This window comes from Paraburkholderia dipogonis (assembly GCF_046027395.1).
GTDB lineage: Bacteria > Pseudomonadota > Gammaproteobacteria > Burkholderiales > Burkholderiaceae > Paraburkholderia > Paraburkholderia dipogonis_A.
Genome location: NZ_JAQQEG010000001.1, coordinates 128,074 through 151,067, shown reverse-complemented (window position 1 = coordinate 151,067; position 22,994 = coordinate 128,074). Strand labels below are relative to the sequence as shown.

Below are 22,994 nucleotides of genomic sequence, written 5' to 3'. Positions count from 1 at the left end.
CGTGCTAGGCTACGCGTAGCTATCGTCCCGCATGGTAGATTCCGGCGTCAGGCAGGAAAAGAAACACCGAAAGTTCACGTTGCCCGAATATCCGCGTCCGCTCGCTCGTTTAGTCAAAACGCAGGCGATATAAGGTGGATCGATGATCGACGTTAACCAGCGTATTGGCCGGCAGCGGCGCCTGTGCGTCGCGCTATGCGGCTGCGCCGCAGTGGCCGGCTGCATGGTCGGTCCTGACTACCGCTCTCCCCCCGCGCCAGCTACCGACACCTACACTGCCTCGCCGCTGCCTGAACAGACGGCCTCTTCGCCGGGTGCCGCCGGCTTGCCGCAACGCTTCGTGCCGGGACAGGACATTCCCGCCGCCTGGTGGGCGCTCTTTCATTGCGAGCCGCTCGATACGCTGATCCGTCAGGCACTCGTCAACAGTCCGAACATCGCCGCGGCGCAAGCGGCCCTTCGGCAGGCGCGCGAAACCTTCTCCGCGCAAGCGGGCGGCACCCTTCTGCCCAGCGTCGACGCACAACTGGGCGCCACGCGCGAAAAATTCAACGGCGTCACGCTAGGCGAGCCCGGACTCGTCGATGAGTTCAATCTCTACAACGCATCGGTGAACGTCTCGTACAAACTCGACGTGTTCGGCGGCACACGGCGCGAACTCGAAGCGTTGCACGCGCAAGTCGATTACCAGCGCTTCCAGTTGCAGGCCGCCTATCTCGCGATATCAGCAAACATCGTGACCGCGGCCGTCAAGGAAGCGTCACTGCGCGCCCAGATCGAGGCAACCGGGCGGATCGCCGCGCAAGAAGATGAGCAACTCGGCGTACTCGGCAAGCAGTTCGAACTGGGGGGCGTGGGCCGTACGACGGTACTGGCGCAGCAGACCCTGTTGGCGCAGACCCGCGCAACGCTGCCGCCGCTGCAACAACAACTCGACCAGGTGCGCCACCAGCTCGCCGTGCTGGCCGGCAAACTGCCCAGCGACACCGCGTTGCCCGAATTCAGGCTCGAGATGTTTTCGTTACCCGAGACGCTGCCTGTCAGTCTGCCGTCGGCGCTGGTGCAGCAGCGGCCCGACATTCTCGCCGCCGACGCCGTGCTGCATCAGGCCAGCGCGCAAATCGGCGTGGCCACCGCGGCGATGTATCCGCAGATCACGCTGTCCGCCAGCTACGGCGCCGAGGCCTTGACGCCGGCCCAGGTATTCAAGGCGGGCAGCACGATCTGGAGCCTCGGCGCCGGCCTGCTGCAACCGGTCTTCCACGGCGGCCAACTGAGCGCGCAGAAGCGCGCGGCGGAGGCGGCGTACGAGCAGGCCGACGCGCAATACCGCGAAACGGTGCTGCTGGCGTTTCAGAACGTCGCGGACTCGCTGCGCGCGCTCGATCACGACGCGACCGGCCTGAAAGCGCAGACGGATGCCTGGCGTGCCGCCAACGACTCGCTGGAACTGACGCGTGGGCAGTATCGCGTCGGCGGGGTGAGCTACCTGTCGCTTCTCGATGCCCAACGCCAGTACCAGCAAACGGTGGTGAGCCTCGCGCAGGCCCAGGCAGCCCGCTACGCCGACACCGCGGCCCTCTTCCAGGCGCTCGGTGGCGGCTGGTGGAACGCCGCGCCGGCCACCGCCGCAACGACGCATTGACGCATTGACGCATTGACGTACCTTCGACCGGACACTCGCTTCACCGCTCTTTGCAACACGCGCCGTCAGAAACGAAGGAACGAATGGACGAATCGTCCCGCGCTTCGCCCAATGCCGTGCAAGGACATCACGATGACCGAAAGAAAACCGATGACAAAACGGATGGTGATCATGCTGATCTGTGTCGGCCTGCTGCTGGCCGCGCTCGTCGGCTTCAACGTGTTCCGCACGCATATGTTCGCGAAGTTCATGGCGGGCAACTCGGCACCGCCCGCTACCGTCTCGGCAGTCGTCGCCGGTTATCAGCAGTGGCAACCGCAGCTTGCGGCGGTCGGCAGCCTGCGCGCCGTGCGCGGTGTCGATGTCACCACTGAAGTCGCAGGCCTCGTGCGCGAGGTGGCATTCAACTCGGGGCAGGAAGCGAAAGCCGGGCAAGTGCTCGTCAGACTCAACGCCGACAGCGACGTGGCGCTGCTCCAGTCGCTGCAGGCAGCCGCAGAACTCGCGCAGACGGTCTACACGCGCGACAAGGCGCAATACGACATCAGGGCGATCGCCAAGGCGCAGCTCGACGCGGACGCCGCCGACCTGAAGGGCAAGAAGGCGCAGGTCGCGCAACAGGCGGCGCTCGTCGACAAGAAGACCATTCGCGCGCCGTTTGCGGGGCGCCTGGGCATCACCACGATCAATCCGGGGCAGTACCTCAATCCGGGCGATGCGATCGTCACGCTGCAGGCAATCGATCCGATTTACGCGGATTTCTACCTGCCGCAGCAGCAGCTCGGCCAGCTCGCGATCGGCCAGACCATCGTGGTCGATACCAATGCGTACAGCGGGCAAACGTTCGTGGGCAAGATCCAGTCGGTCAGCCCGAAAGTCGACAGCACCACGCGCAACGTGCAGATCGAAGCCAGCGTGGACAACCACGAGCGCAAGCTGCTGCCGGGCATGTACGCGAACGTGAAGATCGACGCGGGCGCCGGACAGCGCTACCTGACGCTGCCGCAAACCGCCATCACCTACAACCCCTATGGCGCGACCGTGTTCGTCGTCAAGCCGGGCACGCAACCCAACGCGCAGGGCAAGGCGCTGCCCGTCGCGCAGCAGGTGTTCGTCACGCCTGGCCCGACGCGCGGCGATCAGGTCGCGATCCTCAAAGGGGTCGACGCCGGCACGCAGGTCGTGACGAGCGGGCAACTCAAGCTCAAGAACGGCACGCCGCTCGTCATCAATAACAGCGTGCAGCCGACGGACAATCCGAACCCGACGCCTCAGGAACAATAGAGAGGCCGCGCGATGACCTTCACCGATCTCTTTATCCGGCGCCCCGTGCTTGCTTCGGTCGTCAGCCTGCTGATCCTCGTGCTCGGGCTGCGCTCGCTCGCCGCTCTGAAAGTCAGCCAGTATCCGCAGACCGAAAACGCCGTCGTGACGATCAGCACGGCCTACTACGGAGCGAATGCCGACACCATTGCCGGCTTCATCACGCAGCCGCTCGAGTCGGCGATCGCTCAGGCGCAAGGCATCGACTACATGTCGTCGACGAGCAGCACCGGCGTCTCGACCATTACCGCAACGCTGCGCCTGAACTACGACGCGAACCGCGCGCTGACCGAGATCAATACGCAGATCGGCTCGGTGCGCAACCAGTTGCCGCCGCAGGCGCAGCAGCCGGTGCTGACGGTACAGACCGGGCAGACCACCGACGCGATGTACATGGGCTTTTACAGCGACGTGCTGCCGAGCAACAACGTCACGGATTATCTGTTGCGTGTCATCAAGCCCAAGCTCGATTCGATCGAAGGCGTGCAGACCGCCGAAATCCTCGGCGGGCGGCAGTTCGCGCTGCGCGCGTGGCTCGATGCGACGCGGCTCGCCGCGCACGGCGTGACGGCCGCCGACGTCTTCACGGCGCTCGGCAACAACAACTATCTCGCGACGCTCGGCACGACGAAGGGGCAAATGGTCAGCGTCGACCTGAACGCGGGCACGGACCTCCATACCGTCGACGACTTCAAGCAACTTGTCGTCAAGCAGAAGAACGGCGCGATCGTGCGCCTCGAAGATGTCGCGAACGTCGTGCTCGGTGCCGACAGCTACGACTTCAACGTGGCGTTCAGCGGCAAGCGTTCGGTGTTCATCGGCATCAAGGTCGCGCCGGACGCCAACATTCTCGATGTCGCCAAGCGCGTGAAGGCCATCTTTCCCGGGCTGCAGAAGCAGTTTCCGACGGGCATGACGGGGGAGATCGTTTATGACGCAACCGATTTCGTCAACACGGCGATCGTCGAAGTCATCAAGACGCTGGTCGAAGCGCTGCTGATCGTCACTGCGGTGATTTTCCTGTTCCTCGGCAGCTTGCGCGCGGTCGTCGTGCCGCTGATCGCGATGCCGTTGTCGCTCATCGGCACGTTCTTCGTGATGCAGTTGCTCGGCTATTCGATCAATCTGCTGACACTGCTCGCGTTGGTGCTCGCGATCGGGCTCGTGGTGGACGACGCGATCATCGTCGTCGAGAACGTCGATCGCCACATGAAGGAGGAAGGCAAGGCGCCTTTCGATGCCGCGCTGATTGCCGCGCGCGAACTCGGCGGACCGATCCTCGCGATGACCGTCGTGCTGATCGCCGTGTATGCGCCGATCGGTTTTCAGGGCGGCCTGACGGGCGCCCTCTTCACCGAGTTCGCCTTCTCGCTGGCCGGCGCGGTGACGGTGTCCGGTGTGATCGCGCTCACGTTGTCGCCGATGATGTGCTCGCGCTTCTTTCGCGCGGAGCAGGAATCGGGGCGTTTCGCGCGCTTCGTCCACCGCCAGTTCGAGCGCGTTCATCGTGGTTACGGCCGGCTTTTGCACGCGACGCTCGACACGTGGCCCGTATTCACCGTGATGGGCGCGCTGCTGCTCGGCGGCACGGTCTACCTGTTCATGACGTCGAAATCGGAACTCGCACCGCAGGAAGATCAGGGGATCGTACTGTCGCAGATCCAGGGGCCGCCGAACGCGACCATCCAGCAGATGCAGACGTACGCGGACCAGGTATTCGACATATCCAAGGCCTTCCCTGAATACTCGCAGATGTTCCAGCTCACCGGCGCACCGACACTCAACCAGGGGATCGGCGGCGTGCTGTTCAAGACGTGGGATCAGCGCAGCAAGGGCGCGACCGCGTTGCAGCAGGAATTGCAGCAAAAATGGAATCAGATTGCCGGCGCGCGCGTCGCGGCGTTCCAGTTTCCGCCGCTGCCGGGCTCGCAGGGCTTGCCGGTGCAGTTCGTCATCAGCACGACCGAGCCTTTCGAGAACCTCAACGAGGTCTCACAGGCAGTTCTGCAACAGGCCCGCGCGAGCGGGATGTTTTTCTTCGTCGACAGCGATCTCAAGCTCGATAAGCCGGAAGCCACGCTCGTCGTCGACCGCGACAAGGTCGCCTCGCTCGGGCTCTCGCAGAGCGACGTCGGACAAGCGCTCGGTTCAGCGCTCGGGGGCGGCTATGTCAACTACTTCTCGATTGCCGGGCGCTCGTACAAGGTGATTCCGCAGGTATTGCAAACCGACCGCCTGAATCCTTCGCAGGTGCTCGATTACTACCTGCGCACGCCGGACGGCAGTGTCATACCGGCTTCGACGATTGCGCATCTCGAACACAACGTCGTGCCGGAATCGATCAACCACTTCCAGCAACTCAACTCGGCGACGATCTCCGGCGTGATCGTGCCGGGCGTGTCACAAGGCGAGGTGCTCGACTTTCTGCGCAAGGCGACCTCGCAGGCCGCGCCAGCAGGCTATTCGGCGGATTACTCGGGGCAATCGCGGCAGTTCGTGCAGGAGTCCGGCGGTTTCGTGATCACGCTGATGTTCGCGACGATCATCGTGTTCCTTGCGCTCGCGGCGCAGTTCGAAAGTTTCCGTGACCCGATCGTGATTCTGATTTCGGTACCGATGGCGCTGTTCGGTGCGCTGATCTTCATCAATATCGGCTTGACGACGCTGAACATCTACACGCAGGTCGGGCTCGTCACGCTGATGGGGCTCGTCAGCAAGCACGGCATTCTGATCGTCCAGTTCGCCAACGAACTGCAACACGCCGGCAGATCGAAGCGCGAAGCCCTGGAAGAAGCAGCCGGCGTGCGGCTGCGCCCGATTCTGATGACGACGGCGGCGATGGTGCTCGGCGTCCTGCCGCTCGTGGTCGCCTCGGGAGCAGGCGCCGCGGGCCGCAATGCGATGGGGCTCGTGATCTTCACGGGGCTGTCGATCGGCACGCTCTTCACGTTGTTCGTGGTGCCCGCGATGTATATGTTTCTCGCCGCCGATCATCATCAGGACGTTGGAGTGCCGAAGGCCGGTCAAGGCAATGCGGCGGATCAAGCTTGACGCCTGGTTGCTGCGGACTCGGGAAGCCGAGAGCGTCCGCCTTCGTCCTCAGCTCCGCGAACCGGCCGCCCACCGGGCTCACTGCCGTGTCGGGGACGGTGCTTCCCGGCGTGACCTGACTCTTGTCCAGTTCTCCGATGCCGGTCACGACCGAAGCGCCAGCGGACGCCGACGCTGCGCACGCCGCGCCGAAGACGCCCTGCGTGACGGCGATAGCAGGCGCGTCGGTGCGTGGCGCGTCCGCCAGATCCAACGCATACGCCAGGTTGACGGTTCCCGGATCGCTTCCCCGCGCGCCGAGCGGGTCAAGTCCGAAGCGCCAGGCAAGCAGTTGAAGGATCGAACTGGGATCGAACGGATAACGCGACACGCTGCAACATCGGAAATACCGGCCTCAAAGGGACTGCCGCGGATGTGCACGGCATACTTGTTGACCGAAGGTACGAGATCCTTGACGAAGGAGCGCGAACATATTTTTATCTCATCGAACGAGCGCGAAACTTCATCGACATGAGGGAATCCTGGCCGATCCTCGATATCAATGCGACAGTCAAGCTATGTTTGCAGTTCGGCGTTAAACATCCCTGCATGAGATCTTCCCCGAGCCATTCAGCTTCGATTTTTTGATCACGGAGTCTGGCACGACTGGACTACATAATTTGTTCTCGGTTTCCGCGTGAAACTCGTTCCCTGCACGCGCGATGAGTCCACGCCGCCAGTGCGCCTGTTCTCTGCCGAGCCGAAGTCATCGTTGCAGCTGGCCGCACTGTCTTTTTCGCAGAAAGCGATGCAATCATCCTTGTGATTAGGGGCGATATTGCTTTTAGCGGCCAAGCTGGCCAATATGAACTTGCTTATGACTTCTATACCACGATCTTCCAGATTCTAAAGGAGGCGTCGCCTGTTACAGGCAAGTTTGCTATCGATTGACCTGTCCGGCAATTCGGGAAATCCGATCCCTTACGACGCCAAGCGCCTGCTTGAGCGCGTACACATCCTGAAAATAGCGTTGCGGTATCCGTATCTGACTGGCGTGTGCATCGATGTCCTCAATTTCGTCGCGCCATTGCGTAATCTGGTCCCGGGTCGGTTGCCTGTTTCTCCATATTTCATCTTCCAGCGATTTGATTTCCCGGTACCAAACCTCCAGCCGCTTCTTTATCCGCGCCTCCGCCATGCGCGGCAACGCCTGCAGCAAGCCCAGCATTAAGGCTATGAACGGCACCAGCACCAGCAGACGTCTTTCGACAAAGCTGGCCAGCCAGAACGGAAGGTAGCGCTGCAGGAACGGAGGACCGGATTTGAAGTAGCGTGTGCTTTCGTCCGAAACGGGAAATTCATCGGTGTTCAGGTTGGGAAACGCGCCGTGCGGCGTAAAGTAATCTTCGGCGCCGTGGACGGTTCTGGCCGCGTCTAGCAGCAGGTAGACCAGTGCGGGATGCAGGGTGTCTTTCGACACGAGCAGAGCGGTTGCGGCTAACAGGGTGACGTCAGCTTGCGGAAGATCATCGACTATGCTGATCGAGGCGCGGGAAAAAACGATTTTGGAGAGAGACGGGAATTTTTGCACCAGCGCGTCGGCCTGGGCAAAACCCATCAGTTTCAGATTGCTGTTGAGTAGTGTGTGCTGCATCGGAGCGTCGGGCCTGCCTATAAAAAAAGCAGCATCCAGCTTGCCGTCTTCAAGGCCTTGATATGCCGTGACGGCATCCATTTGCATCAGCGAGGTATTGTCGCGAGTGACGCCGCTATAGGAGAGCAATACCTGGGCGACGTTGAGCAGTCCGCTGCCGGAGACGCCGATGGCGATCCTTTTGCCGCGCAGTTGCACGAGCCGGTTGACGGTCATGTCGCCACGATAGAACACCCAGATCGGTTCATATGAGACGGCAGCGATGGTCTGCAGATGATCTGTTTCTTTCGGACTGGTGGTGCCTGATTGAATAAAGCCCACCTCGTATTCGCTATCCGGATTCTTCAGCCGTTCACAAGTAGGCCGCCGACAACCGGCTCGGGGCAATCGGCATCGTGACGTCACCCCAGTCCGCTTTTCCGTCGACGCGCAACTTCTGCGCGAGCGTGGCGCCCGCGCCCCGCACCTTGCGACAGCGTTCAGCGATCTACGGGAACGGCGGCGCGAGGTTGGCCCCTTGAGTCGTATGGCAAAACATGCAGTATTGCTCGTCGATCAATTCTGCGACGCCGGCTCCGCCAATGCGCCCCCGGCCGCCGGTTCCAGAACGACGACGGCCGCGCAACCCATGCACCGTGAAACCGTCTCAAGCATCCGATAAGAGACCTCCGTTCAGGCGTCAGTCGACGGTTGTCGGCGGACGGATTCCGGCCGCGATCGCACTGCTCACGGTGGCGAGCGCTCTGCTCCAGGCCACCACTGCCGCATCGTAGCCCGCGCCTGCGCAGGGCTCGCTCGCGATCGTGCGGCCGGTTATCGGCGGCGCTTTGCCGGGTGGCAGCACCGACCACAAGACATCGACAGTCGCGACATCGCCGAGCGAGGCGTCGAAGCGCCGGACATCGATACGCACTCGCCAGGCCGCCGCCGCGTCTCCACCAATCGGCGAAGTCGACACGAGAGGGCTGTTCAGCAACTGCGAGAGATCGGCGACCACTACGCGCGGGATCTGGCTCTTCAACGGCTCCGCCCAGCGGGCGAATTCGTCGATATTCACATGGTTCGCGCCGGCACGAACCACGATCTGCGGCCGGTCGACGAGTTCGGGCACGCTGACCGCCACTACCAGGACAGTGACCGGCGAACCGCGGGTGGCGCTTTCGCGCGGCGCCTCCGCGCTCAATGTGTAGAACTCCGCCTTCGAACTGGCACAACCAGCGAGCGTGATCATCGTCAGCGTAATGGCGAGACATAGGGACAGGCGTATCACTTTTTATCCTCCAGCTTGCCGCGGATAAGCGCCTCCGGATGGCGTTCGAGGTAGTCCGCCAGTGTGCGGAAAGCCGCTGCGGTGCGCGCCAGTTCGGTCATGGCGTCCGAGGTGCTTTGCGCCAGCGGGGAATCGGGCTGTAGTGCGCCGTTCGCGGAGTTCAGCGCCGTCTGCGCGGCGGCGAGCGTGTCGCGTGCCTGCGGTACCACTTCGGTCCTCAACTGCTTCAGCAGGGTATCGGCGTCGGCTAGCGTCTTCTTCGCGTTCTGGCCAATCCCTTCGAACGGAATCTGGTTCAGCTTGGTGAGCAGACTCGTCAACGAATCCTGCAGCGACTGCAGGCCACCAGGTATGGTTGGGAGCTCGGGCGGCGTGGCGGTCCAGTCGACCTTCGTCTTGGGCGCGTTCGGGAAAAAGGCGAGCGTAACGTAGAGTTGCCCGGTCAGCAGGTTTCCGGTGCGCAACTGTCCTCGCAGGCCATGGTCGACCAGCGTTTGCGCAAGTTTCCGAGGATCGTCGCTCATCCTGCCGCTCCCTCCCTTCCTGAAGCGCGACGTGAAACGCTCTGGAAAGAGCCGTATCTCGACCGGGATGCTGAACTGTTTGGTGACGGGATCAAACCGCGTATTGATTGCCGCGACTTCGCCGACCACGATGCCGAAAAAATCGACCGGCGCGCCGACCGCCAGACCCCGCACCGACTCCCTGAAAACCAGCACATAGCTATCGACGATCCGATCGTGTTGCCTCATCGCCTCCGCGCGATCGTGGAACAGCGTGAACTGGGTGTTCGCGGCGGCCTGCACGTCATCGGCCGTTTCGTCCGGCGCCTGGAATGCAAGCCCGCCGATCAGGATGGCCACCAGGGACTCCGTATTGACCTTGACACCCGTTGTATCCAGCGACACGTCGATCCCGCTCGCCTGCCAGAAGCGAGTGTCGACCTTCACGTATCTGTCGTAAGGCGCGTTGACGAAGACATGCATCGTTACGCCCTTTCCATTCGGGTCGAGCTGGTATGAAGTGACCTGTCCGACCTGCAGCCGTCTGTAGAAAATGGGCGAGCCGACATCGAGCGAGCCCATGTCGGCACCTTTCAGTATGAACTCGCGGCCCGGCACGCCGATGGCGAACACGGGCGGTGTCTCCAGGCCTGTGTAATCGCGCCTCGTCTTCGCCGAGCTGCCTACGTCCATGCCAATGAAGGAACCAGATAGCAAGGTGCCAATACCCGATACGGTTCCGCCCGAAATACGCGGACGTACGACCCAGAATCGCGTGTCGTCTACCAGCAGGTTTGTGGCATCTTTGGACAGTTCGGCCGTGGCAATCACGCGGCGGTGATCGCCTGACAACGTGACGCTTTTGACCACACCGATATCGACGTTCTTGAACTTGATCTTGGTCTTGCCCGCGTCGAGCCCCTCGCCGGTCTCGAAGCTGATCGTGACCGTCGGGCCCTGCTCCATGATCGCCTTCACCGCCAGCCACCCGCCAATGAGCACTGCGATCAGCGGTACCAGCCACACGATCTGCATCCGCCAGCGCGAGCGTGGTGTGGCAACCGCTTCAGGAACGTCCGGCGAACCTGGTTGATCGGGGGGTCTAGCCATGATCGGGCTCCGCCGCGTCCCAGATGAGGCGCGGATCGAACGACATTGCAGCGAACATCGTCATCACGACCACGGCGCCGAAAGCTACTGCGGCCGGCCCTGCATGGATGGTCGCGAGCGCATTGAACTGGACGAGTGCGACGAGAATGGTGATCACGTAGATATCGAGCATCGACCAGCGCCCGACCAGTTCCACTACACGGTAGATGCGGGTCCTTTGCTGCAACATGGCGACCGAGCGACGCTGCGTCGAGATAACGAGGAACATGATCGCGATGATCTTGAGCATCGGGACAGCGATGCTCGCGATGAACACGATGACGGCAAGGGGCCACGAGCCCGACGTCCACAGGTACACGACGCCGCTCAGAATCGTGTCCTTCTCCGAGCCGAACAGCGAGCTGGTGTTCATCACCGGCAACATGTTTGCCGGGATGTACAGCACCATCGCGGCGATCAGGAATGCCCATGTCCGTGTGAAGCTCGCCGGCTTGCGATCGTGCAGATGCGCTCCGCAGCGCGGACAGCTGGCTTCGTGCAGGTGCGCGTCCGCCTTCGTCAGCAGCCCGCAGCTATGACAGGTCGTCAACCCGCTCGCCATTGCCGTGCGTGCCCGTGGCGCCTCAAGTGCGTCCGCGTTCACTTCACCCCTGTAGCGGTCGTCAGCGCGCTGCCAGAGTTCGTGTGGATCGAACGCCGCACTGGCCGCCACGAGTATCAGCATCAACGCGCCGAACGTCCAGAGCGCGACGCCCGGCACGACGCTCGCAATATGCGCGAGCTTGACCAGTGCGACCAGCATGCCGAGAATCAGCACCTCCGTCATACCCCAAGGCCGCGACAGATGCAGCAGACGAAAGACGATGTCGGCGCGATAAGGACGGCGATTCAGCCACAGCGGCAACAGGATGTACGCCATGCTGGACATCTGCAGCAACGGCATCAGGAAGGTCGTCACAAGCACGAGTCCCGCGATCGGCCACATGCCGTCCCGGTACAGGATGCGAACCGCGCCCAGCAACGTGGTCTGAACAAGATCGCCATTCACCGACAGACCGACGATCGGATACGCATTGCCGATCGCGAACAGCACGATCGCCGTGAGTGTGAAAGCGAGCGCACGATCAAGGCTGTCCGGATGGTTACGGTACAGCTCCGCACGGCAGCGGCAGCAGCGCATCACGCCCTCGCCCGTCAATGCCGCCTCTCGTTGCAGCAGGTCGCATTCGTGGCAGGCAATGAGGCGCCCGGCGGTCATTTGGGCTGCTCCGCGATGGCCTGGCTGGTTGCGGGAGCCGCAGCCCCGTGCTGCATGACCTGCCCCGTCATGCGCTCGGCTTCGACGACCCAACCGCCGCCCATCGCCTTGTACAAACCAATCAGAGAGCTGAATACCAGGCCGTTGGTCTGCGTGTAGCTGAGTTGCGCGTTGAAGAGACTGCGCTCCGCGTCGAGCACCTCGATGTAGCTCGTGTAGCCGCCCTCGTAGCGCAATCGCGCGAGCCGCGAATAGGTCCGCAACGCTTCCACCTGACGGCCCTGTACAACCAGTTGCTCGCGGGACTTCTGCAGTGCGATCAGCGCGTCGTCGACTTCCTGGAAAGCCACCTGGATCGACTGCTCATACTGGAACAGCGCCTGTTGCTGCTGTGCTTCCGCCTGGCTCACCTGGCCACTGATGCTGCCCGCGGTAAAGATCGGCACCGTCAGCGAGCCTGCGTACGACCAGATCCGTGCCGGCCCGGTGAACAGTTTCGAGAACTGGCCGCTCGCCGTTCCGAACAGGCCCGTCAGTGAAATGGACGGAAAGTAAAGCGCGCGCGCGGCGCCGATCAATGCGTTGGCGGCGATAAGGTTCTGCTCGGCCTGACGCAGATCGGGACGGCGCTGAAGCAGATCGGAAGGCAAGCCTGCCGGCACCGGCGGCACCTCGAGCTCCGTGAGTTCGCGGCCACGCAGAATCGGGCCCGGATTGCGACCGAGCAGCACCGACAACGCGTCTTCCTGCTGGGCGATTTGCGTCTCGATCTGCGGGATTGTCGCGAGCGAGGCTTCGTATTCCGACTCGCTCTGCGCGAGTTCCATCTGCGACACGTCGCCGCCTGAAAAACGCGCCTGAAATACTTTCACCGAGCCGGCACGGCTTTCGGTCGTCGCCTTCGCGATCGAGAGTTGCTGGTCGAGGTCGCGCAAATTGACGTACGACGAGGCAACCGACGCCACCAGCGACAGGATCGTCGCGCGCCGGCCTTCTTCAGTTGCCAGCAGGCTGGCTCGCGCCGACTCGGTCTGACGTCTCACCTTGCCGAAGAAATCGATCTCCCATGCGGCCGACAGCGGCGCCTGAAACTCGTTGAATACGGGGTTGACGCCGGGTGGCAGCGTCGGCAGCCCGGCAATCGATGAGCGTTGACGCGATGCTTCAAAGCCCGCGTTGACCTGCGGAAACAGGGCCGAGCGCGTCGTCACGAACTGGCCAAGAAACTGGTCGACGCGCGCCGCGGCGATTTTCACGTCCTTGTTGTCGGCCAGCGCGGCGGCAATGAGATCGTTCAGCACGGGATCCCCGAATTGCTCCCACCACATCGCGTTGGCAACATCGGCCGCTTCGCCAGGTTCGAAGCGGAAGGTTGCCGGCGTGGGCACCGTGGGCCGCACGTAGTCCGGACCGAGCAGACAGCCGCCCAGACCGAGGCCCAGCCCTGCAAGCAGCAGGGCCGATATCGAACGCATGAGGATCGCGGAGCCGCGCATGTCAGTCGTCCTCGCGCCGGGCGGACGGTTTGGTGGTCGGCACGCCTGAGCCGGACGGCGCGACAGGCGGCGTTCCATCGCTCGAACCAGGCTTCTTCTTGCTGCTTCGTTCCGACATCGTTTCGAGCACGTAGAAGAACATCGGAATGAAGAACACCGCGATCACCGTCGCACCGAGCATGCCGCCGATCACACCCGTGCCGATCGAATGCCGGCTGTTGGCCGACGCACCCGTTGCAATGGCAAGCGGCACACAGCCGAGAATGAACGCGAGCGACGTCATCACGATCGGCCGCAACCGTTCGGTCGCCGCCGTAACGGCGGAGTCGTACACCGACTCGCCGCCTTCGCGGTTCAGCACCGCGAACTCGAAGATCAGGATCGCGTTCTTCGCGGCAAGGGCGACCAGCATCGTCAGGCCGATCTGGAAGTAGACGTCATTCTCGAGGCCGCGCAGCAGGATCGCGAGCAGCGCTCCAAACAACGCGAAAGGCACTGCCATCAATACGCCGACCGGCAGGCTCCATTTCTCGTATTGCGCGGCGAGAATCAGGAACACCATGATGAGACCGAACACGAACACGAGGCTCGACGTGCCCCCTGACTGCTTCGCCTCGTAGGCTTCGCCGCTCCAGCCGACACCGTAATCCGACGTCATCACTTCACCCGCGACATCTTCCAACGTCGAGATGACCTGCCCCGAGCTATAGCCCGGCGCGCCGTTGGCCGTGATCTTCACTGCGGGGAAGTTGTTGAAGCGCGTGATGAGATCGGGACCCGTCACGTACTGGGAGGTCACGACAGCCTTGAGCGGTACCATGCTGTTGGTCTTGCTGCGCACGTAGATCTGGTTCAGATCCTGCGGCGTCAACCGGTACGCTGGTTCAGCCTGAAGGATGACCTGCCACAGGCGGCTCGACCGGTTGAACTGCGATACGTATAGCGAGCCAAACATGGTCTGCATCGCGCTATACACTTCCTCGACCGGAACGCCGAGCGTTTCCGACTTGTCCCGGTCGACGTTGACGAGCAATTGCTGCGACGACGCATTGAAGGTCGATGTCACGCGTGCCAGTTCGGGTCGTTTTTTTGCCTTCTCCAGAAATCTGTCCACCACGTCCGCGAGTTGCGCGGTCGTGCCGTCGCCCTTGCTCTGAATCCACATCTCGGTGCCGCCTGTCGTTCCGAGGCCTGGTATCGACGGCGGATTGACAGGCAGAATGATGCCCTCCTTCACTTTCGACAGGTTCTCGTACGCGCCGATCAGCACCGCCCGTGCGTTCTGCGTGCGGATGTTGGCCCATTTGTAGCGTTCGTCGAAACTCTTGAAGCCGATGAAGAACGTGCTCGCGTTGTTCTTGTTCTGGCTGTCGAGCAGACTGTAACCGTCGACGATCGTCACGCTGCCCACCGCCTCCTGTTTCATGAAGTAGTCGGTGACGTGCTGCGATACTTCGCCCGTGCGATCGAGGCTTGCGGCGTCCGGCATGATGATCGCGCCGAGCAGATAGCCCTGGTCTTCGGGCGGCAGAAACGAAGACGGTATCGAGCGCATCATGACGACCGCGAGCGCGATCATCCCCACAAACAGCAACAGTGCCACGACGAACCGCTTGATGACCAGCTTGACCGCACGCGTATAGCTGTTCGTCATCTTTTCGAAGCTGTTGTCGAACCACCTGAAGAAGCCGCGCTTTTCGTGATGGCCGGGCTTGAGCAGCAATGCGGCCAGCGCCGGCGACAGCGTCAGTGCGACCAGCCCCGAGAACACCACCGAGATCGCAATCGTGATCGCGAACTGCTTGTACAACTGGCCAGTGATGCCGCCGAGGAACGCCACGGGCACGAACACCGCGCACAGCACGAGCACGATCGCGACGACCGGGCCGGAGACTTCGTCCATGGCCCGCTTGGCGGCGTCTTTTGGACTGAGCTTGTGCACGTTCATGTTGCGCTCGACGTTCTCGATCACGACAATCGCGTCGTCCACGACGATGCCGATTGCGAGCACCATGCCGAACAGCGTCAACATGTTGATCGAGAAACCGAGCGCCAGCATGCCCATGAAGGTGCCGACAATCGATACGGGCACCGCCAGCACCGGAATCAGCGTTGCGCGCAGGCTCTGCAGGAACACGAACACGACGATCACGACCAGCACCAGCGCTTCGAAGAAGGTGTGCACGACATCCGAAATCGATGCGCGGGTGAACTCGGTTGTGTCCATCGCGATGCTGTATTCGAGCCCCTCCGGAAACGTCTTCCTCATCTCGGCGAGCGTCGCACGCACCTGCTTCGACACGTCGAGCGCGTTCGCGCCAGGCTGCTGGTAAACGGCCATGACGGTCGCCGGTTTGCCCTGATAGCGGCTGCGGATCGAATAGTCCTTCTGGCCGAGCGCCGCGCGGCCGATGTCCTTCAGACGCACGATCGCCGCGCCGCCGCTCGCCGCGCGAATGATGATGTTCTCGAACTCGGCGGGGTCGGTGAGCCGGCCCGTAGTCGTGACCGCGAACGACTGCTCAACGGGCGAGCCGGTCGGCGACTGCCCGAGGCGGCCGACCGCGAACTGCTGGTTCTGATTCGCGACGGCTCTCTGCACGTCGCCTGCCGTAATACCCAGTTGCGCCATTCGATCGGGCTTTAGCCAGATCCGCATCGCGTAGTCGGGCGTACCGAAGATGGCCGACTGATTGGCGCCCGGAATGCGTTTCAACGCATCGAGCACGTAGATGTTCGCGTAGTTGGCGATGTAGGTCGCGTCGTAGCGATCGCTCGGCGAATAGATCGCGATCACCATCATGAACGCCGACGACTTCTTCTGCACCTGGATGCCTTGCGCCTGCACCGATTGCGGCAACTGCGGTAACGCGAGGTTCACACGGTTTTGCACATCGACCTGCGCAAGTTCCGGGTTGGTGCCGATCTGGAAGTACGCGTTGACGGTCAGGTTGCCGGTCGATGAGCTCGACGAGCTCATGTAGATCATGTTGTCCGCACCGTTCACCTGCTGCTCGATCGGCGCGGCCACATTGTTGGCGACCACGTCGGCGCTCGCACCCGGATAGGTGGCGGAGATCGTGATCTGCGGCGGCGTGATGTCCGGGTACTGCGCGATCGGCAGATTGAACATCGCCACGGCGCCGCCAAGCGTGATGACAATCGATATCACCGACGCAAAGATCGGACGGTCGATGCAGAAGTGGGACAGGTTCATGTCGCTCGCCCGTTTATTTTGCCGCGACCGTACTGGATAGGCGCGCCTTCGAACCGATGCTTCCCTCCTCTGGTGCGTCGACTGCTGCAGCGGGTGCGGGCGATGCCACAATCTTCAGCGGTGTATCGGCGGTAACGCGAAGCGCGCCGTCGACGACGATCCGCTCGCCGGGCTTCAATCCCTGCGTGATGAACCAGTCGTCGCCGTGCCATTCGCCGACCTCGACCACACGCTGATGAGCTTTCGAATCGTTGTCGACGACCCACACGAAGTGACTCTTCGAGCCTTGCAATACCGCGCGCTGCGGCACGAGAATCGCGTTCGGGCGCACCGCACCGGACACGCGTGCACGCACGAACTGTCCGGGCCGCAGAGTGCCTTGAGCATTTGCAAACGACGCTCGAACCAGGAACGTACCCGTTTCCGTGCTGAACGCAGGGTTCGTGAAGTTAATATGGCCCTGATCGGGAAACTGGCTGCCGTCGGCCAGCAGGACAGTCACGATGAAGTCGTTATTAGCGGGAAACCGAAGATCGCCCTTGGTGATCTGGTCGCGATATCTGAGCAACTCGTTCTCGGAGATGCTGAAGTTCACCCACATCGGATCGAGCTGGTAGACATACGTCAGCAAGCCGGCCGGTCCGGCCGTCACATAGCTGCCGTCCTGTTGTCTCGCGAAGCTCGACAGACCGTTGAGCGGCGATTTGATGGTTGTATAGCTGAGGTTGAGCTCTGCCGTCTGCACCTGCCCCTGGGCGGCGATCACGGCCGCTTGCGCGCTCTTCTCGTTGCCAGTGGCGTCGTCCAGATCCTTCTTGCTCAAAGCGTTCTGCGCGGCGAGCGGGATCACGCGCGCGAGGTTCGCCTTCGTCACATAGAGCCGCGCCTGCTGCTGCGCGAGCTGGCCCTTGGCCGTCTGCAGCACGGCTTCAAATGGTTTCGGGTCCATCAGGAAGAGCGTCTGCCCGGCATGGACCAGTTGCCCCTCGGTATAGACCCGCTTATCGAGAAAGCCGTCCACGCGGGCGCGAATCTCCACTTCGCGCGAACTCTGCGTTTGCGCAGTGAATTCGAAGTCCACGGGCGTATCGTGCGGCTCCGCCTTCATCACGGTCACTTCGGCGACTCCAGCCTGCGGCGGCGCAGCCGGCTTGTGACAAGCCGCGCAGAGCGTCAGCGTGGCGAAGACGAACACTCGCCGCAGATCGCACGTCGGACACCGTTGCAGGAATGCGTGAAGCGTTGCGTGTTTCATCGGATCACCCGTCGCAGCTACATGGCGGTGCAAGCACCGAACAGCACCAGGGCGTCTTCACGGTTGACGAGCGTCACGGCTATCGTGCCGTCCTCCCTGTCGAGCACAATCGTCCACCCGAAACTGAATTCGGTCCCTTGCAGGAGAATCTGACTCGCGTCGGTTTGCATGAAGCGGATCGGTGTCACACGTTGGGGACCAGTAACGGTCTTTTTCGCGAAGTCGATGCGCAGGAATTGCGGTGCGCCCAACTCCGACGGCAACGCACGCAGACAGACTTCCCCTGGATCGCAGGCGTGGGCATCGATGGTGGCGCATAGCAGCGGCTTGCTGCCGTCGAATTCGGCAGCGGATAACGTGGCCGAACAGAGCCCGCTCAACACCGCGATAGCCGCCAGGGGAAGACGTACGCATTTTCTGTTCATGGGTGCCTCTCCTGCTGCTTGCGATCTTCTTATTGCACTGTGTACCCACGGCCAGTCATGCACGCAGCCGTCGCGCGGTTATACGTGGCCAACTGCTGGGATACCTGTTGCTGATTCGACTGGCTCTGGGCGGCAGCCGCCTGTTGCGTGCGGTGCCTTCTTATCCCGCCCGCCGCCGTGCCGACAACCGCACCAATCGCCGCGCCCTTTCCCGCATCACCCGCAATCGCCCCACCTACTGCGCCCAGCGCCGCGCCACCCGCCGCGCCTTTCAGCACCTGACCTTGAGGCGGCGGTGCGCCAGGCTGCATGGAAGCCTGCTGCGCGAGCACAACGGGATCGACACCCGTGGTCTGCTTTGCCCATAACTGACAATCGGCAGTGTCGCTCTGTTGACGCTGAGGGCTTTGTCCCTTCGCCGGATAAATGATCGGCTGCTGAGCTTCGACTGAGCCCACCAGCGCCAGCATCACAAGCCCGGCTGAAACTCGCATCAGGGGTTGCATGGCGAAACGCCTCCAAGACAACGCAGTTTCGGCGGCTGCTCACCGGCAATCGATGCCGGCGCGAGCAGTCCCTCGGTCAATCAGGGATTCAGGGGCTGACTTTGGTGATCTTCTGGCCTTGCACGCCAGCACCGGCCATCAGACCGGACTGACCAAAGATGAATGCGTAGACGTCGGATTGCATGGTGGTCGTCGTCAACGACCTCGCCGCACCTTCGTCCAGGACAACGACACTCGGCCCCATGCCGACGGACCAGCCGTCGCTGCTGTTCAGGTAGCTGAGTGCTGCCGGTGTCATCAGGAACATCGCCTGATGGAAGCTTTGGGCCCCAGCCTGAAGGCCGTATGACACGGCCCTCGCGTTGTAATAGCCCAACACCTTGCCGTCCGGGCCGAACATCACGCCGTCTCCTCCCTGCGCGCCAACCAGAAAGCCCGCCTTCAGGATGTCCGGAAACACGAGGACGGCAGTTGCCTTCGTCGCCAGTTCGCCCGCCTTGGGTGTGGTCGCAACCAGCGTCCGATACGCATCGCGTGCTTTCTGTTCCAGCTCGGGACGCCCTGAACTGGACGCGGAAGCAGAGGGGTTCATGCTCGAACAGGAAACTGCCGCGAGCAGGACTGGAATCATTGCCATCAGGCGGACAAACTTGAACATGATCGGACGCTCCATTCAAAAGGAGTCACTACGTGACCGGGTCCCGGAGCGACCTGCGCCGCGCTTCAGGTACCAGTAGTATTGGTAGCAGACCTGTCCGATGACAATTGAACTTTGGTCTAATACCGGGTGGATCCGCACGTGTTCCGACTACGACGGCTCTTCTCCTTCGAGGGCCGCACGTACAGTTCGGATGAACAGATCATCGTTGAACGGCTTGAGAATGAAGGCGACCGCACCGCCTGCAAAGGCGCGTTCGCGCGCGCTGATGTCATCGTGAGCGGTGACGAAAATGACAGGAGTACCACTGCCGGACAGACGCCGCTGGACCTCGAGTCCATCGAGCCCAGGCATCTGCACATCGAGAATGACGCAGTCAGGGCGATATGACGGCATGGACGACAACACGTCGAGAAACGCGTCGCCGCTTGTGAACGTTTCGGCAGCGATGCCGACTGAGCGCAGAAGTCTTTTGATCGCTCGGCACACCGATTCATCGTCATCGACGACGACAACGAATGATTTGAGTTTTCCCATTGCACGTAGTCCGGTGTCCGGGAATGCACGGGGCAGTGCACTCCCCCAAACCATAGACTACGAGTCAGGCGCCAATACCGATAGTGGACCTTGGTGCAATGTGGACGCCAGAAAGCGTCATGGCATCCCCGGACGACGCGGCGTTCGGGCCGCTGGCAACCGCTCAGCGATCCGCATGTGATTCCACGACGCCTGAAAGGCCGACCTTGTCTGCGAAGCGAATGAGTTGGGCCAGCGATGTGGCTTCCATCTTGGCCATCACGCGCCTGCGATGAACCTTGATCGTCTGTTCGACCGTTCCGAGTTCGCTTGCCACCTGCTTGTTCAGAAGGCCGATCACGACGAGTGCCATCACTTCGCGCTCGCGCGGCGTCAACCGCTCGACGCGATCACGAAGAGAGTCGAACTCACGCCGGTTCGCTCGCGTTCGCACCGCGCACGCGAGCGCCTGTTCAATCGCTCGCAGCAAGTCACTATCGGACACGGGTTTGGGCAGAAAATCGGTTGCCCCCGCCTTCATCGCGCCGACACCCATCGCGATGTCACCGTGCCCCGTGATGAAAATGATCGGCAGCGCCGCATTGAGTTCGCGCGCCAGTTCCAGCCCGCTCAGATCCGGCAACTGGATATCCAGCACGAGGCACGCAGGACAGGCATCGGCCGGCATCCTGTCGAGAAATGCGCGTGCCGAACTGAACGTTTCCACCCGATAGCCCGCTGACTTAATCAGACGCGCCAGCGCGCGGCACACGGAATCGTCGTCGTCGACGACGAATACAAGCGAAGCGGAATCTGTCATGGCCTGTATCGCGATTCATTCTGCTCCGTCGCATCCCCAACTGGCAATGCGATGAAGAATGTCGCGCCTCGATCGATGTTGTTTTCGGCCCAGAGTCGCCCGTGGTGCATGTCGATGATGGTGCGGCTAATCGACAATCCCAAACCGAGGCCCTGGGGTTTTGACGTAAAGAATGGCTTAAAGATCTTGTCCAGCTTGTCGGCGGTCAGTCCATGGCCGCGATCCTTGATGGCGATGCAAACCGTATTGCTGCTCTCGCGCATGAGCGTCACGGATACGATGCGATCGACGGACGGCACCTCACTCATCGCGTCGAACGCATTGAGCAGGAGATTGAGCATGACCTGCTGCAACTGCACCTTGTCGCCACGCACGGGCGGCAGATCATCCTCGAGGTCAAGCGTCACGCGCATGCCACGCACGATCGCATCGCTGCGCACCAGCAGGACCACGTCGCGAATAATGCCAGCGAGATCGAGTGATACGACTTCCAGATCGCCTTTCTTGACGACCGCGCGAATGCGACGGATCACTTCGCTCGCGCGATAGTCAGCCTGTACGATGTCGTTCAGAATCTCTCTCACTTCGTCCAGATCGATGGGGTCCGCCGTGAGAAACCGCTGCGCGGCCTGCACGTTGCTCAGGATCGCAGTCAGCGGCTGGTTCAGTTCATGGGCCAGGGATGACGCAAGCTGGCCCACTGTGGACACCCGCGTCAGATGCGCGAGATCCCACCGGTTGCGCTCCAGTTCGTGTCGCTCGGTTGTGTCGATGATGAATGCGAGCGTGACGCTGGCGTCGTCGAAGCGAAACGCATTCAGACTGATCTCCACCTGAAATTCCGTGCCGTTGTTGCGCCGCGCAGACAACTCGCGCAATGGCGTCCTTTCATGAGATTCCGGCAATGTGAACAAGTCGGCTGTGAGCGGAACATCGCTGTCTACATGCAGAGTGGGCACGAGCAGCTCAACTGGCATGCCTATCAACTGGTCGCATTCATATCCAAACAGCCTGGCGGTTTGTGGATTGGCCATCAACATCCGGCCACGCTCGTCGAGCATCAGAATCGAAATAGGCAACAGCGCGAGCGCCTCGCGAAAGTACGTTTCGCCGCGTCCTTTTTCCTTCACGAGCACATCAGAATCGTTCAACCCTGCGGATCGTCCGCCGCTTTCATGAGACTGGCGGCGAACCGATCGTGCGGAAGCCGTTGCATGGACTCTCTCCGTTATTGGACGCTCCGCGCGCGCACATTGACCTGCTTCTGGCGAAATCGCTTCTTCCGCCACTTGATGCGGCTCCACGCGGCTCTCTGCTGACGAAGCGGCTCGCGATACGACGTCGCGCGGACCGGCACCAGCGGACATCGTGAAAACCTGCGGACGCATCGCAGCTACGCGCGTCATCGCGTGCTCGACATAATCCGCAAGCTTTGGCGGTTTAAGACTAGGGATCGCTAGCGCCATTCGCCGGCGCCTCGCAAACACCATCAACAGCAACAAGATGATGGCGGTTTCCAGAACAATGATCGCTGGCATGACGATGCTCATGGCCGGAATTCCTCTCAAAAGCTTGCGCCGAGAGATGGGCTGACGGAAAAGCTCGCTCTGGATTTCGACGAGAGACAACGCGCCCTGACCCGAAGGCTTATTTCGCCGCTGCACGTTGTGTAGCGGGCCAGAAGTCAGGACCGTCATTCGCTTGCCAGCGCGTTTTTTCAGGCAGCGTGTTTGCCGGATTCCCGGTTCGTCACTTTGCAGCGCGTCGTCCTGCGACGATGCAGTGAGATCGGCCGACACAGGACAAAATGCAGGCGTGACCAGCCGTATGACAAGGCAGGTAACTACTACACACGAAAATAGAACTGATCGGCAAATTAATCGTAGTCCTGATGTCAGTAATAGTAAATGTCCAGTTCGTGCATTCTTCGATCGATTCATGGCGATGTTCTGGAACGCTGAACATCAACCGTATTGAACCAAGGGCCAATTGTTCACGCGCGGCGTCGCACGTAGTCTGAATGCGTGAGATTCGAATCGGCAAGGACCTGTGTCGTCCCGGCGTCCGGACGTTACTGGTAAACCTGCATGCGCCGAAATGGGAATAGCAAGTAATTAGCTTCAGTATTGGCGTTACGTGCGGCGACGCTGGTCCCGCTAGCGGCGATTTCAGCCCCACAGAGAACAGGGTGATAAAGGCACGCCGAGCAGGCCGAAACTGGTCGCGCTCTATTGCGCATTGCGAATCAGTCAGCTCGCGCATGCCCGATTCCGCACGGTTGCGCACAGGTATCTTCGACCTGGGACAC

General features: G+C 61.7%; 15 protein-coding genes and 2 pseudogenes. 3 read left to right on the top strand and 14 right to left on the bottom strand.

Translation table 11 applies throughout. The annotated features are described in order from the left end of the window. Positions 1–142 precede the first annotated feature (142 nt). The 3 genes from PQR32_RS00645 to PQR32_RS00635 all read left to right on the top strand — a co-directional run bounded on the left by PQR32_RS00645 (position 143) and on the right by PQR32_RS00635 (position 6,019). Positions 143–1,645 (top strand): efflux transporter outer membrane subunit, encoded by a 1,503-nt coding sequence (locus tag PQR32_RS00645; protein ID WP_408221652.1) that lies wholly within the window; start codon positions 143–145, stop codon positions 1,643–1,645. Positions 1,646–1,777: 132 nt separating this feature from the next. Continuing rightward, the gene (locus PQR32_RS00640) at positions 1,778–2,929 is read left to right on the top strand and encodes an efflux RND transporter periplasmic adaptor subunit (protein WP_408221651.1); all 1,152 of its coding nucleotides are present in this window, start codon (positions 1,778–1,780) and stop codon (positions 2,927–2,929) included. A 12-nt stretch (positions 2,930–2,941) separates the two neighbouring features. Beyond that, complete coding sequence (locus PQR32_RS00635; RefSeq protein ID WP_408221650.1) at positions 2,942–6,019, top strand: efflux RND transporter permease subunit; 3,078 nt, start codon at positions 2,942–2,944, stop codon at positions 6,017–6,019. Between the two features lie 10 nt (positions 6,020–6,029). Here PQR32_RS00635 and PQR32_RS00630 read toward each other — a convergent pair. From PQR32_RS00630 to PQR32_RS00565, 14 genes and pseudogenes are all read right to left on the bottom strand, one after another. Continuing rightward, positions 6,030–6,395: pseudogene (locus tag PQR32_RS00630) on the bottom strand (alkaline phosphatase family protein); the annotation flags it as partial. A 543-nt stretch (positions 6,396–6,938) separates the two neighbouring features. Beyond that, positions 6,939–8,006, bottom strand: a pseudogene (locus PQR32_RS00625) (TAXI family TRAP transporter solute-binding subunit); the annotation flags it as partial. Positions 8,007–8,331: 325 nt separating this feature from the next. Beyond that, complete coding sequence (locus PQR32_RS00620; protein ID WP_408221649.1) at positions 8,332–8,922, bottom strand: PqiC family protein; 591 nt, start codon at positions 8,920–8,922, stop codon at positions 8,332–8,334. Beyond that, entirely contained in the window at positions 8,919–10,535 is a 1,617-nt protein-coding gene (locus PQR32_RS00615) for a PqiB family protein (protein WP_408221648.1), read from the bottom strand. The genes PQR32_RS00620 and PQR32_RS00615 overlap by 4 nt, the downstream gene beginning before the upstream one ends. Then, complete coding sequence (locus tag PQR32_RS00610; RefSeq protein WP_408221647.1) at positions 10,528–11,793, bottom strand: paraquat-inducible protein A; 1,266 nt, start codon at positions 11,791–11,793, stop codon at positions 10,528–10,530. Before PQR32_RS00610 ends, PQR32_RS00615 begins: the two co-directional genes overlap by 8 nt. Further along, positions 11,790–13,289 carry an efflux transporter outer membrane subunit gene (locus PQR32_RS00605; protein WP_408221646.1) on the bottom strand — a complete coding sequence of 500 codons (1,500 nt, stop codon included), beginning with the start codon at positions 13,287–13,289 and terminating at the stop codon, positions 11,790–11,792. The genes PQR32_RS00610 and PQR32_RS00605 overlap by 4 nt, the downstream gene beginning before the upstream one ends. Position 13,290: 1 nt before the next feature. After that, on the bottom strand, positions 13,291–16,506 hold the full coding sequence (locus PQR32_RS00600; RefSeq protein ID WP_408221645.1) for an efflux RND transporter permease subunit: 3,216 nt from the start codon (positions 16,504–16,506) through the stop codon (positions 13,291–13,293). Between the two features lie 13 nt (positions 16,507–16,519). Further along, positions 16,520–17,761, bottom strand: a complete 1,242-nt coding sequence (locus PQR32_RS00595) for an efflux RND transporter periplasmic adaptor subunit (protein ID WP_408221644.1) — start codon at positions 17,759–17,761, stop codon at positions 16,520–16,522. A 17-nt stretch (positions 17,762–17,778) separates the two neighbouring features. Next, complete coding sequence (locus tag PQR32_RS00590) at positions 17,779–18,186, bottom strand: hypothetical protein (RefSeq protein WP_408221643.1); 408 nt, start codon at positions 18,184–18,186, stop codon at positions 17,779–17,781. Between the two features lie 29 nt (positions 18,187–18,215). Beyond that, on the bottom strand, positions 18,216–18,692 hold the full coding sequence (locus PQR32_RS00585; protein ID WP_408221642.1) for a YMGG-like glycine zipper-containing protein: 477 nt from the start codon (positions 18,690–18,692) through the stop codon (positions 18,216–18,218). A gap of 88 nt (positions 18,693–18,780) precedes the next feature. Then, the gene (locus PQR32_RS00580; RefSeq protein WP_408221641.1) at positions 18,781–19,350 is read right to left on the bottom strand and encodes a lipid-binding SYLF domain-containing protein; all 570 of its coding nucleotides are present in this window, start codon (positions 19,348–19,350) and stop codon (positions 18,781–18,783) included. A 150-nt stretch (positions 19,351–19,500) separates the two neighbouring features. After that, positions 19,501–19,887, bottom strand: a complete 387-nt coding sequence (locus tag PQR32_RS00575) for a response regulator transcription factor (RefSeq protein ID WP_408221640.1) — start codon at positions 19,885–19,887, stop codon at positions 19,501–19,503. A 163-nt stretch (positions 19,888–20,050) separates the two neighbouring features. Continuing rightward, the gene (locus PQR32_RS00570) at positions 20,051–20,686 is read right to left on the bottom strand and encodes a response regulator transcription factor (RefSeq protein ID WP_408221639.1); all 636 of its coding nucleotides are present in this window, start codon (positions 20,684–20,686) and stop codon (positions 20,051–20,053) included. Further along, positions 20,683–22,485: a two-component system sensor histidine kinase NtrB gene (locus tag PQR32_RS00565; protein ID WP_408221638.1), complete on the bottom strand. Its 1,803-nt coding sequence runs from the start codon at positions 22,483–22,485 to the stop codon at positions 20,683–20,685. Before PQR32_RS00565 ends, PQR32_RS00570 begins: the two co-directional genes overlap by 4 nt. Between the last annotated feature and the right edge of the window lie 509 nt (positions 22,486–22,994).